Below are 12,414 nucleotides of genomic sequence, written 5' to 3'. Positions count from 1 at the left end.
CGGTTCGCACAAGGGTGTCAGTCTCACTCGTTCGTGAATCGTCGTGCGCCGGGGCGCGGGGTAGAGCAACAGCCGGGGGCGGTCCGTAGAGCAGCTGCCGGAGGCGATCCATGGAACAGACCGCGTTGCGTCCCAAACCGATGCCCGGTCAGGAGCCGGGCGGCGACAGCCGTCCGACGCCCGCCGTCCGGCGCCCGCACGCGGTGCGGCGCCGAGGCAGGAGGCTGATGTCCCTGCTCTTCGGTCTCTTCGTCGGGACCGTCCTGGTCCTGTCGGGCGTCGGGCTCGGCACCGTGGGGGCCACGGTGATCGGCATGAGCAAGCTGGCGGACCTGCAGAAGCAGGCGGCCGACGCCAAGACCGCGCAAGGTCCGGGACAGGGACAGGGACAGGGACAGGGACAGAAGGCCGGGCAGGGGCAGGGGCGGAGCCCGGGACACACGTCGGGTGGTTCGAGCGCGGCGCCCGGGTCCGGGGCCGGGTCGGGGTCCACGCGGGGAGGCGTCGAGGCGGTCACGACGGCGACGCTCGGGGTCGAGGCCGTCGACGCGCCCGAGGGCGCCGGCGCGCTGATCACGGGTGTCCACACGCCGGGCCCGGGCTTCACCGCCGGTCTGGTCCGCGGGGACGTGCTCGACACCTTCGGCGGGACCCGCCTCGGCTCGGCGGCCGACCTGGCGCGGGCCGTCGCCGCGGCGGACCCGGGGAGCTCCGTCACACTCGGTGTGCGCCACACCGGCGGCGGCCACCGGCAGCTGACGGCCGTCCCGGGCATCGTGACCTGACCCGGACCGGCCGTGCCCGGCTCGTCCCGGGGCGCGGCCCGGCCCTGCGGGCACGGTCGCGAACCATCGGGTCCCGGGTCGCGGAGGCATACCATCGTCCATGAGACCCCGGACGGCTCCGTGGCCGTCGCGAGCGGCTCGCGGGGACCACGGCGACAGGGCGGGATGGTGCCCGTAGCCCCTGGGGGACCTCGGAGATTCGGACATGCGGAGGCATGGATGACCGGCACGCCCACGCCCTTCACCGCCGGTGACTACGAGGCCCGTATGCGGCGCGCGGCCGAGGCCGCCACGGCGGCCGGACTCGACGGTCTGCTGGTCGCCCCCGGGCCCGACCTGGTGTGGCTGACCGGCTACCGGCCGGTGGAGACCGAGCGGCTCACCCTGCTGGTGCTGCGGGCCGGACAGGACCCCGTGCTGGTGGTGCCCACCCTGGAGGCCCCGGACGCGGCGGCGGCGGCACCCACGCTGGCCCTCCGCGACTGGACCGACGGCAAGGACCCGTACGAGGCCACCGCGTCCCTCGTCGACGCCGACGGCCGCTTCGGCGTCAGCGACAACGGCTGGGCACTGCACCTGCTCGGCCTCCAGAAGCGGCTGCCGGACTCGCGCTACGTCGCCCTCACCGAAGCCCTCCCGATGCTGCGCGCCGTCAAGGACGCGGCGGAGCTGGAGCGGCTCGCGGCCGCGGGCGAGGCCGCCGACGCCACCTACGAGGAGATCCGGAAGGTTCCCTTCGGGGGACGCCGGGAGACCGACGTCGCCGCCGACATCGCCGATCTGCTCCGGCAGTTCGGGCACTCGCAGGTCGACTTCACGATCGTCGCCTCGGGGCCCAACGGTGCCAACCCGCACCACGAGGCGAGCGGCCGGGTCATCGGCCACGGCGACATGGTCGTCCTCGACTTCGGCGGCCTCAAGCACGGCTACGGCTCCGACACCTCCCGCACGGTCCACGTCGGCGAGCCGGACGCCGAGGAGCGCGAGGTCCACGAAGTGGTGCGCGCGGCCCAGGAGGCGGGCGTCGCGGCGGTCAGGCCGGGGGCCGCCTGCCAGGACGTCGACCGGGCGGCCCGTGCGGTGGTCGCCGAGGCCGGGTACGCGGACCGTTTCATCCACCGCACCGGGCACGGTATCGGCGTCACCACGCACGAACCGCCCTACATGATCGAGGGCGAGGAACAGCCCCTCGTACCCGGGATGTGCTTCTCGGTGGAGCCCGGCATCTATCTGCCCGGCCGCTTCGGGGTGCGCATCGAGGACATCGTGACGGTGACCGAGGAGGGCGGATGTCGCCTCAACACCACGTCCCGCGAGATGGCGATCGTCGACTGACCGGCCACCAGGAGCACCATGGCGCGACCATGACCCGGGCACCGGCACCGACCGCGGACACCGTCCGCCGGCTGCTCCGTTCACTGAGCGCCGACAGCGGGCCGGCCGGCGCGGGGCCCGGGGTGCGGCCCGTGACCGAGGGCGGCGGCCACTCGGCCTGGTGGGTCGGCGACCGGTATGTGCTGCGGCTCACCCGGGACCGCGAGGCCGCGATGCGCGGACGCCGGGAGCTGAGGGTGCGCGACCTGGTCCGCCCGCTGGTCGGGGTCGCCGTGCCGAAGAGCGTCGCGCACGGGGACTGGGCGGCCGGACTGGCCTACACCCTGGACACCAGACTGCCGGGGCGCTCCGGCGAGGTGCAGGACGTCTCGGCCGTCGGGGAGGCGGACCTGGCCGGTCTGCTCACCGGGCTGCGCGAGGTGCCCGTACGGCAGGCGGAGGCGCTCGGGGTGCCCCGTGCGGAGCCGCGCTCCCTGGAGGAGCTGCGGACGGCCGCCGAGCGGGCCGCCGGGCACCTGGCCCCCGAGGACGAGTTCGACCCCGGCAGCCTCGCCCAGCTCACCGGGGCCGCCGCCGTCCAGCTCGCCGCCCAGACCGGTGCCGCCGTCCTCGTGCACCACGATCTCAGGGGCGAACACCTGGTGATGAGCGCGGACGGACGGGTGCGGGGCGTCCTCGACTGGACCGGCGCGGTCCTCGGCGACCCCGCAGAGGACATCGCCGGCCTCGCCGTCTCCGTCGGCGCCCCCGCCGCCGTACGCGCCGCCACCCTCGCCGGGTACGGCGCCCGCCCCTGCCTGCGCGGCCTGTGGCTGGCCCGCTGCGACACGGTGATCCGGCTCGCGGACCGGCTCGCGGGCGGTGACGACAGCCCCCTGCCGCCGCTGCGGAGCCGACTCCGCCGCGCCTGGGAGCCGATCCTCCTGGAACGGGTCACCGAACTGCCGGGCGACGACTGAGCCACCGGCTGCCGGCCACCCGCGGTCCGCCGGACCCGTGTGCGACGCCGGGCCGGCGTGCGGCGCCGGTCCGGTATGCGGCGTAGACCCGCGAGCGACGCCGGGCAGCGAGCGACGCCGGGTCCGTGCGGTCGGAGGCACCCCGCCGCACGTCACATCACGCGCACGCCACCGTCCGCACGCCACCGTCCGTGCTTCGGCGTCCCGAATCCGGCGTCCGCACACCACCGTCCGCACACCACCGTCCGCACGCCACCGTCCGCGCTCCGGCGTCCGCGCGGGCCGGCGTCCACGGCCTGCTCACGCCTGCGTCAGCACCACGCACGACTCGCCGGGCACGCTCAGCACCCCGTCCCCGTCCCCGTCCGCGTCCGGCGTCCGCACCGGCTCCCACGCGGCCAGCACGCGCGCGCGGCTCAGGCCGAGCGGGATCTCGGCGGCCTCCTGGCCGAGGTTCACCGCCACCCGGACGTCCCCGCGCCGCAGGGCGAGCCAGCGGGCCCCCTCGTCGTGGGCGATCCTGACGGCCGCGAGGTCGGGGTCCGCGAGGTCGGGGTGACGACGGCGCAGGGCGATCAGATCGCGGTACCAGGCCAGCACGCGCGCGTGGAGCGCCTTCTCGGGCTCGGACCAGTCCAGACAGGAACGCTCCCGCGTCGCCGGGTCCTGCGGGTCGGGTACGTCCTCCTCGGCCCAGCCGTGCGCCGCGAACTCCCGGCGTCTGCCGCGTCGTACGGCCTCCGCCAGTTCGGGATCGGTGTGGTCGGTGAAGAACTGCCAGGGTGTCCCCGCGGCCCACTCCTCGCCCATGAACAGCATCGGTGTGAAGGGCCCGGTGAGCGTCAGCGCGGCCGCGCAGGCCAGCAGCCCGGGGGAGAGCGACGCCGAAAGGCGGTCCCCCTGGGCGCGGTTGCCGATCTGGTCGTGGGTCTGGGAGTAGCCGAGCAGCCGGTGCGCCGAGACCCGGGTGCGGTCGAGCGGCCGGCCGTGGCGTCGCCCGCGGAAGCTCGAATACGTGCCGTCGTGGAAGAAGCCCGACGTCAGCGTCTTCGCGAGAGCCGCGAACGGGGGCTGCGCGAAGTCCGCGTAGTAGCCCTGTGCCTCACCGGTCAGAGTGGTGTGCAGCGCGTGGTGGAAGTCGTCGTTCCACTGGGCGTGCAGCCCGAGACCGCCCTCCTCGCGGGAGGTGATCAGCCGGGGGTCGTTCAGGTCCGACTCGGCGATCAGGAAGAGCGGCCGGCCCAGCTCGTCCGCGAGGCTGTCCACGGCCGTGGACAGCTCCTCCAGGAAGTGCAGCGCCCGGGTGTCCCGCAGCGCGTGCACCGCGTCCAGCCGCAGCCCGTCCAGCCGGTAGTCCCGCAGCCACGCCAGCGCGCTGCCGACGAGATACGCCCGCACCTCGTCCGAACCGGGCGCGTCCAGATTCACGGCCGAGCCCCAGGGCGTCTGATGGGTGTCCGTGAAGTACGGCCCGAACGCGGGCAGATGGTTCCCGGACGGCCCGAGGTGGTTGTGCACCACGTCGAGGACGACGCCGAGGCCCAGTCCGTGCGCCCGGTCGACGAAGCGCTTCAGCGCCTCGGGGCCGCCGTACGGCTCGTGCACCGCCCACAGCGAGACACCCTCGTAGCCCCAGCCGTGCCGCCCGGGGAACGGGCACAGCGGCATCAACTCGACGTGCGTGACGCCCAGTTCCGCGAGATGCCCGAGCCTTTTCGCGGCCGAGTCCAGGGTGCCCTCGGCGGTGTACGTGCCCACGTGCAGCTCGTACAGGACCGCGCCCGGCAGCGGACGCCCGGCCCACTCGGCACGCCAGACGTACTGGTCCTGGGCGACCACCGCGCTCAGCCCGTCGGGGCCGTCCGGCTGCCGCCGCGAGCGCGGATCGGGCAGTACGGGGCCGTCGTCCACCGCGAACCCGTAGCGCGTCCCGTCCCGCGCCTCCGCGTCTCCCGTCCACCACCCGGCGCGCTCCGGATCGCGCTCCAGCGCGCTCGTGGCGCCCTCGCAGTGGAGTGCCACCCGGCCGGCCTGCGGTGCCCACACCTCGAACCGCACTGACGGTTCCCCCTTGTCCGCTCTCCGTGACGTCGCCCGTCCATGGTGCGGCACACGAGATCGATTCGGGCTCCTCTCCACCCATTTGCCGCGCGTTCGCCACGCGATGGACGTGCGGCGGGAACGTGTCGGTGGCGACGGCCGTTTCCGGGTCTTCTGGACACCCCGCCGCTCCTGGCCGACAATCACCAGCGTGACGTCGTCTTTCGAGTTCCACACCTACCCCGCGCGGTTGTCCGACGCGGAACGCGACCGGGCGCTGAAGGCCCTCCGTGACGGCGTCGCTCTCGGACGTCTCTCGCACGACACGTTCATCCGCCGCATGGAGCTCGCGCTCTCCGCCCGCCGGTCCGACGAACTCGCCGCGCTCACCGCCGACCTGGCCACCGAGGGCCGCTGGTCGAGGCTGGTGTTCGGCACCGTCGAGGCGGTCTCCGGCTTCACCGTACGGGTGCGCAGGGCCTGGCAGTCCGAGCGGCTTCCGAAGCTGCTGCTGCCCCACCCGGGCAACGGCTACCCGTTGCGGATCGGCCGTGACCCGGCCAGCGGACTGCGGCTCAACCACGAGACGGTGTCGCGGATCCACGCCGAGCTGAGCCGTCAGAGCGGCCTGTGGGTGCTGCGCGACCTGGGGTCGACCAACGGGACGACGGTCAACGGCCGGCGGGTGATCGGCGCGGCCGTCGTCAAGGACGGCGACCAGATCGGTTTCGGACGGATGTTCTTCCGGCTGTCGTCCTCCTGATCCCCGCCCCCGCGTCCTGTATCTCCGCGTCCTGCATCCCTGGATCTCCGGGTCCCCGCGTCTCCACATCTCCGCGGTTCCCCGGCCCCGCCCGGACCGGTACGTCCGCCCGGGCCCCGCCTCGGAACGGCGGGACCGAGCTCTGGCCTGGGTTTCACTCAGCGATTTCCTCACCTTCCCTTACGTTCCGCGGTGTTGACGTACCTTCACAGTCGTGACTGACTGTGCGTACACCGTGTACATCAGGTGAAGCGACGGCACCACATGTGTGGAGGTGCGCCCTGCCGCCACTCCTCCGCTACCCGACCGTCGACGAGCTGGGCGCCCGTGCCGCCGCGCTCGTCGCCCGCCGTCCGAAGGACGCCCGGCTGCGCCGCGTGGGCACGTCCCGGGCGGGCACACCCCTCTGGCTCCTGTCCGTCGGGCACGGCCACCGCCAGGCCCTCGTCGTCGCCGGACCGCACGCCAACGAGCCGGTCGGCGGCGCCACGGTCCTGCGCCTCGCGGAACGGGCGCTCGCCGACCCCCGGCTGCGCGACGGCGCGGACGTCACCTGGAACCTGCTGCTCTGTCTCGACCCCGACGGCTCCCGCCGCAACGAGGCATGGCTGTCCGGCCCGTACACCCTCGGCCGCTACTTCCGGCACTTCTTCCGTCCCGGCTTCCTCGAACAGCCCGAGTGGCTGCCCGAGGGCGCGGACCGCGTGACCCTGCCCGAGACCCGCGCCCTCCTCGACCTCCAGGACGAGCTGCGGCCCTTCTTCCAGTGCTCCCTGCACGGCGTCGACGTCGGCGGCGCCTTCGTCGAACTGACCCGCGAGCTGCCCGGTCTCTCCCAGCGTGTCGCCCACACCGCCGCGCGGCTCGGCATCCCGCGCGAGCTCGGGCCGTACGACACGCTCTACTGGCCGCCCCTCGGGCCCGCCGTCTACCGCATCCCGCCGCCCCACCGCGGCGACCTGGCCGCCGCGATCACCGAGGCCGCGGTGGAGTCCACCTGGTTCCATCCGCACCGCCACGGCACCGTCACGGCGGTCGTCGAAGCACCCATGTGGGGCGTCGCGGCCGTGGAGGACGCCACCCGGCCCGCCGACGCCGACGCGGTGCTGCGCTCCGTCAGCCACACGCTGCGCCACGACACACGCGTCCTGGAGGGCATCCTCGCGCGCGTGCGGCCCGGTCTCGGCACCGCTGCGGACACGGCCCGCCTCCTCGCGCCCGTCGACGACTATTTACTGGTCGGCCCCGGCCTCGCGGACTCCTGGGACCCCGACCTGCGGGACTCCGGCTCCCGGCCCCTGCCGTCGCTCGGCACCGCCCGGCTGACGTCCCTGCGCCTCGCGGGGCGCCGGGTCGCCCTGCGCACGGCCGGGCTGCTGCACCAGCTCGTCACCCGTTCCGGGCGCGACCCGCGCGGGGCGCTGCCGGAGCTGGACCGGCTGATCGACGCATGGTGCGCCGACTACCGCGAAGGCTGCGGGGCACGCTGGATCCCGGTCGCACGCCAGGTCGAGTACCAGGCGCGCGTGGTGATCGCCGCGTTCGAACTCGCCGGACGGTACGCATCGGTGGGGTCCCCTTCGGGTGAGACGGGGTGGAGTTCACAGGCCGCGCTGCCGATGCACCGGGAATGACGAGAACCACCGAAGCGATGCGCGGAGCTGTGCTGGCCGCGACGGCTGCCCTGCTCACGACGGCCGTGGCGCCGGTACAGGCCCAGGCGCAGGCACAGGTCTCCGAACCGGCCCCTGCGACGTCCCACCGGGTCGTCCCCGGCAACTGGCTCCACCTCACGGTCGCCCGTGGCGAGGCCTCTCCCCAAGCCCTTTCACCCGTCCGAGTACCTCTCCGGGACCCTGTCCGGCACCCCGACCGAGGCCCCCTGGGAGCACCCCCGGGCGCGTCCTCGCGTGCGCCTCTGGTGTCCTCTCCTCCGGTGTTCTCTCCTGCCGAGTTCTCTCCTCGGGCGCCCCGACAGGCTGCCTTCCCGGCGGAGGTCACCCCGGGCACCGGCACCCGCGGCGCGCTCCTGCTCTGCGATCCGCCCCAGGGCCACCCCCACGCGGAGCTGGCCTGCGCCGAACTCGACGCCGCCGAGGGGGACATCGACCGGATCCCGGCCACGCCCGGAGCCCTGTGCCCCATGATCTACGCCCCGGTCACCGCCGCCGCGCGCGGCGAGTGGAACGGCCGCCCGGTCACCTACACGCACACCTTCGCGAACTCCTGCGTGATGGGCGCCGCCACGGGCGCGGTGTTCGCCCTGGGGGAGTAGCTCAGGCCGCGTGGTCGCGTGCGTGCAGGGCCGCCGCGACCACCGTGCGGGACTGGTGCTCGACCTGATGCTCCAGGGGGACCCAGCGGGCGCTGAAGCGCTCGGCGAAGGCGTCGCTCCAGGAGGCGACGAGGCGTTCCAGGCGCGGCGCGGACCGGTCGTCGGCCTCCTGGAGGACGCGCAGCAGCATCGCCGCCGCCCGCAGCGGCAGCCGGCGCCCGAACGCGTCCACACTGCCGACGTACGCCCTAGTGGTGTCCGCCGGCGGCGTCCGGACCCAGTCGTCGGCCAGCCCCGGCACCAGCTCCAGCGCCCACTTGGCGGCCCGCAGGAGGGGCCCGTCGGGGCCGGGCAGCCGTGGCACGACCTCCGTCAGCACCGCCTCCACCTGACGCGCGTCCTGTCGCAGCCGCCGTGCCAGGCCCCGCATCGCCGCGGCCGGCGCCGGGTGCGGCGCGGGGTCGTCGACCAGGTCGCTGGCCCACATCGGGACCTCGACGACGGCGGTCAGACCGCCGTACCGGTGCGCGTGGTACCAGGTGCTGTGCCGCGCGTCGTCGGGCATGCTCGGGTAGGCCGCGTCCGAGCCGGGGGCCGGCATCACATGCACCCCGGGCCCGGAGGCCGGCCAGCCCGCGGCGTCCGACGCGCCCGTCTCCACCGGGATGTGCAGCTCCGCCGCGGACTTGGCGAACGGTTCGGCCAGCCCCGGGATGTCCTTGGTCAACTGCACCCAGCTGCCGCCGAGATCGGTGCCGTGCAGGGTCGCCTGGAGGTAGGGCCGCACTTCGTCGATGACCCGGGTGAGGGCACGGGTCTCCGGAGGCAGCCGGTCGGGCGGCAGGACCGACGGCGACCACTCGGGCTGCTCGGGTCCGGCCGGACGGAAGAATCCGCGGTGGTAGTCGAGCAGGGTGCGCGGCGCCGGCGTCACATGCAGGCTCGCCCCGTCCGGGTCCGCGCAGAGCAGGAAGTGCCACGCGGTGTCCGTCCGTAACTCCACGTCGTACAGCACACGTTCGGCCAGCGACAGCAGCGTCGAACCACCGGCCGGCTCGTTGGCGTGGGCGCCCGCGACGACGAGGACCGCGCGCCGCGCGTGACCGACGGACAGCAGGTGGAGCGGTCTGCCCGCGCGGGAGACACCGATCTGTCTGAGCGTGCACAGACCGGGGCGGTGAACCGCCAACGCGCGTGCGGACGCGACGATTTCGGTCACACTGGGGTAGCGCAGCTCCTGCAGGAGACTCACCCCCGACTCGTCCGCCCTGCGTCGCTTCCCGCAGTACTCCACGGAGCGGGTCAACTGTCAAGCGGCGGGCGGGGTGGCCTCGGCGGCGCCGGGTGGCGTCCACCGTCGGCGGCGGGGCGCGGACCGCCGAAAGCGCGAGGTCCCGCCGGGGCGTCCGGGGACACCCGCCCGTGCCGGCGCCCGGCGGTGAAACCCAGGCGTCACCCGAAAGGGTGTACGCGGGCCGCCCGCCGTGCGCCACCGGCCATCGAGATCCGGTGGAGGCGGCCGAGTGCCGCTCCCGGACGCGCCGACGCGCCCCGAACGGCGCGCCCTTCCGGCCGTGCTCACGGACCTTCGCCCGGCCCGGGTCCCCGGTCCGCCGCCGAGGCCCGGTCAGCCGCTCGCCGCCCGGTGCGCGGGTCCGTCCTCACGGACGCGCTCCAGCAGCGCCACCGGCGCCCGCTCGAAGAGCTCCGCCACGCGAGCGTGGCCCGTGAACTCCCGTCCCGGGGCGAGCAGGTCCGTCCAGCGTCCCGCGGGCAGCGTGAGACGCGTGTCCCGCCAGCCGCCGTCGTCCGCCAGCCGCAACGACAGCCGGGTGACGGCCGTGACCACCTCACCGGACCGTACGAACGCGACACAGTGCGCGGCACCCGGACCCTCCGCGGCCAGCGGCGCGTAGGCCGCCGTGTCGCCGAAGACGTCGGGGCGCCGCCCGCGCAGCCGGAGCGCCGCCGTGGTGAGCGCGGCCTTCTCGGAGACGCTCTCGGAGACTTCCTGGGCGGCCTCCGCGGTGCCCCGTGCCGAAGGCCGCGGCGGTGCGAACGGCGTCCGGTTGTCCGGGTCCACCAGCGCCAGGTACTCGTCCTCGGTGCCCTGGTACACGTCCGGCACCCCGGGCATGGTCAGCTGCACCAGCGCGGCCCCCAGGACGTTCGCCCGGACGTGCGGCGCGAGGCCGGCCCTGAAGTCGGCCACCTGCTCTCCGGGCGCCCCGCAGGGACCCGCCGCGACGAACGCCGCGACCGCCGCCTCGTACGCGGGGTCCTGCTCGGTCCAGGCGGTGTGCAGGCCGGCCTCCCGGACGTGCTTGAGCAGCGCGCCCTGGACACGGTCCGCGTCGGCGGGGCCCAGCCCGAACACCGTCTGCCAGGCGGCCCAGGCCACCTGGGGACCGGCCGCGCCCGCCGCTCCCGGCGTCGTCACCTCGGTGAGGAGGTCGGCCCACCGGTGCGGGCACTGGGTGAGCACGGACAGCGCCGCGCGTACGTCGGCGCTGCGTTTGGTGTCGTGGGTGGACAGGGCCGTCCCGGTGCCGGGCCAGTCGCGCTGCACGCGCGCGCAGTAGGCGTGGAAGTCCTCCGGGGACACGGCCGGGGCGCCGGGGGCGCCGCCCACCTCGTTGGCCGACAGCAGGGGCACGTAGCGGTAGAACGCCGTGTCCTCCATGGACTTGGCCCGCAGCGCGGACGAGGTCTGGGCGAACCGGGCCCGGAACTCCGCGTGCCCGGGCCCGTCCCCGCCGCGCCCGAGCACCAGGTCCCGTACGACCTCCACGGCGTGCGCCTCCTCCGGCACGGTGAAGACCGCCCGGGCCTCGGCGGCGGCCTCCTCGGTGACGACCGCGGCGGCGTCCGTGGAGGGATACGGCCGGTACACACCGACCCGCACGAGCAGCTCGCGCAGCGCGGCGCCCAGGGCCCAGGGGGCGTGATCGCGCAGCGCGGGGTCGGAGGAGCGGGCGCACAGGCGCTCCGCCACCCGTGTGAGGCGGTCGAACTCGGTGGCCAGCTCGTGGGTGATCACCTGGTACGCCGCCCGGCGCACCGTCGCTTCCCAGGAGCCGCCCAGATCGTCCCGGGGGGCCGCGAACCGCCGGTACTGGAGCAGGAGTTCCTCCGCGCCCGCCGGGTCCGTGAAGAGACCGTCGACGTGCCGCAGCGCGTCGTAGCCGGTGGTGCCCGCGACGGGCCAGGCGGCGGGCAGCGGCTCACCGTCCGCGAGGATCTTCTCGACGACCGTCCAGCGTCCGCCGGTCGCCTCGTGCAGGCGGCGCAGATACGCGTCCGGGTCCGCCAGGCCGTCCGGGTGGTCGACGCGCAGTCCCTCGACCACGCCGTCGGCCAGCAGCTCCAGGATCTTGCCGTGGGTCGCCGCGAACACCTCCGGGTCCTCGACACGCACCCCGACGAGTTCCGAAATGCTGAAGAAGCGGCGGTAGTTCAGTTCGGTGCGGGCCAGTCGCCACCAGGCCGGGCGGTACCACTGCGCGTCCAGGAGCTCGGGCATCGGCAGCTCCCGCGTGCCCTCGCGCAGCGGAAACTCGTGGTCGTGGTAGCGCAGCACGTCGCCGTCCACCTTGAACCGGTCGATCTCCGTGCCGAGGCGGCCCCCGAGCACCGGCAGCAGCAGCCGGCCGCCCTGCGCGTCCCAGTCGATGTCGAACCAGCGCGCGTACGGCGACGCGGGTCCCTCGCGCAGGACCTCCCACAGCGGGCGGTTGTGACGCGGGGCCATGGCCATGTGGTTGGGCACGATGTCCACGACCAGACCGAGCCCGTGCGCGCGCGCCGCGCGGGCCAGCGAGCGCAGTCCCCGCTCACCGCCCAGCTCCTCCCGTACGCGCGTGTGGTCGACCACGTCGTAGCCGTGCGCCGAGCCCGGGACGGCCTCCAGGACGGGGGACAGGTGCAGATGGGAGACCCCGAGCGAGGCGAGGTACGGCACGGCGGCCTCGGCGGCCGCGAAGGGGAACCCCGGTTGCAGCTGGAGCCGGTACGTGGCGGTCGGCGTGGCGGGAACCATCGAGTCCGGGATCTCCCGTTCGGGACGCTCAGGTGTCATGGGAACCTACGTACCCCTCTCGCCCGGTTTCGTGACATCGACGCCCGCATACGGGTTCCTGCGGCGCCGGTTCCCGGACACGGGAAGCTCGGTGCGCGTGCCCTCGCGGGCCTTCGCGTGCCCTCGCGCACCTTCGCGTGCGCGGGGTCCTCGGCGTTCTCGGCGCTCTCGGCCGGAAC

Annotated in this window: 9 protein-coding genes; 6 read left to right on the top strand and 3 right to left on the bottom strand. The window is 74.7% G+C overall.

Annotation, left to right across the window (positions count from 1 at the left end; all coding sequences use genetic code 11):
* Window positions 1-110 precede the first annotated feature (110 nt).
* From ACFV2J_RS11440 to ACFV2J_RS11430, 3 genes are all read left to right on the top strand, one after another.
* Window positions 111-785 (top strand): PDZ domain-containing protein, encoded by a 675-nt coding sequence (locus ACFV2J_RS11440; protein WP_385082018.1) that lies wholly within the window; start codon window positions 111-113, stop codon window positions 783-785.
* 219 nt (window positions 786-1,004) lie between these two features.
* Window positions 1,005-2,120 (top strand): aminopeptidase P family protein, encoded by a 1,116-nt coding sequence (locus ACFV2J_RS11435; protein ID WP_385082019.1) that lies wholly within the window; start codon window positions 1,005-1,007, stop codon window positions 2,118-2,120.
* A gap of 29 nt (window positions 2,121-2,149) precedes the next feature.
* Window positions 2,150-3,079, top strand: a complete 930-nt coding sequence (locus tag ACFV2J_RS11430) for an aminoglycoside phosphotransferase family protein (RefSeq protein WP_385082021.1) — start codon at window positions 2,150-2,152, stop codon at window positions 3,077-3,079.
* Between the two features lie 300 nt (window positions 3,080-3,379).
* Here the strand turns inward: ACFV2J_RS11430 and treZ are convergent, their stop codons facing one another.
* The gene (gene treZ / locus ACFV2J_RS11425) at window positions 3,380-5,137 is read right to left on the bottom strand and encodes a malto-oligosyltrehalose trehalohydrolase (RefSeq protein ID WP_385082022.1); all 1,758 of its coding nucleotides are present in this window, start codon (window positions 5,135-5,137) and stop codon (window positions 3,380-3,382) included.
* Between the two features lie 193 nt (window positions 5,138-5,330).
* Between treZ and ACFV2J_RS11420 the strand changes: the two genes are divergently transcribed.
* From ACFV2J_RS11420 to ACFV2J_RS11410, 3 genes are all read left to right on the top strand, one after another.
* Window positions 5,331-5,882, top strand: a complete 552-nt coding sequence (locus tag ACFV2J_RS11420) for an FHA domain-containing protein (protein WP_385082024.1) — start codon at window positions 5,331-5,333, stop codon at window positions 5,880-5,882.
* 266 nt (window positions 5,883-6,148) lie between these two features.
* On the top strand, window positions 6,149-7,516 hold the full coding sequence (locus ACFV2J_RS11415) for a M14 family zinc carboxypeptidase (protein WP_385438274.1): 1,368 nt from the start codon (window positions 6,149-6,151) through the stop codon (window positions 7,514-7,516).
* A gap of 302 nt (window positions 7,517-7,818) precedes the next feature.
* Window positions 7,819-8,157, top strand: a complete 339-nt coding sequence (locus ACFV2J_RS11410; protein WP_385082027.1) for an SSI family serine proteinase inhibitor — start codon at window positions 7,819-7,821, stop codon at window positions 8,155-8,157.
* A 1-nt stretch (window position 8,158) separates the two neighbouring features.
* Here ACFV2J_RS11410 and ACFV2J_RS11405 read toward each other — a convergent pair whose 3' ends face one another.
* Window positions 8,159-9,409 carry a M14 family zinc carboxypeptidase gene (locus ACFV2J_RS11405; RefSeq protein ID WP_385082028.1) on the bottom strand — a complete coding sequence of 417 codons (1,251 nt, stop codon included), beginning with the start codon at window positions 9,407-9,409 and terminating at the stop codon, window positions 8,159-8,161.
* A 375-nt stretch (window positions 9,410-9,784) separates the two neighbouring features.
* The gene (gene treY / locus ACFV2J_RS11400) at window positions 9,785-12,235 is read right to left on the bottom strand and encodes a malto-oligosyltrehalose synthase (RefSeq protein ID WP_385438271.1); all 2,451 of its coding nucleotides are present in this window, start codon (window positions 12,233-12,235) and stop codon (window positions 9,785-9,787) included.
* Window positions 12,236-12,414 lie beyond the last annotated feature (179 nt).

Origin of the sequence: Streptomyces sp. NPDC059668 (assembly GCF_042734135.1) — a bacterium.
Lineage (GTDB): Bacteria > Actinomycetota > Actinomycetes > Streptomycetales > Streptomycetaceae > Streptomyces.
The sequence above is the reverse complement of the archived record's forward strand: the minus strand, read 5'-3'. Positions and strand labels throughout refer to the sequence as shown.

Excerpts from the sequence above, each read along its gene's own strand:
- ACFV2J_RS11440 (WP_385082018.1), top strand. The coding sequence starts at position 111 with ATGGAACAGACCGCGTTGCGTCCCAAACCGATGCCCGGTCAGGAGCCG.
- ACFV2J_RS11435 (WP_385082019.1), top strand. The coding sequence starts at position 1,005 with ATGACCGGCACGCCCACGCCCTTCACCGCCGGTGACTACGAGGCCCGT.
- ACFV2J_RS11430 (WP_385082021.1), top strand. The coding sequence starts at position 2,150 with ATGACCCGGGCACCGGCACCGACCGCGGACACCGTCCGCCGGCTGCTC.
- treY (WP_385438271.1), bottom strand. The coding sequence starts at position 12,235 with ATGACACCTGAGCGTCCCGAACGGGAGATCCCGGACTCGATGGTTCCC.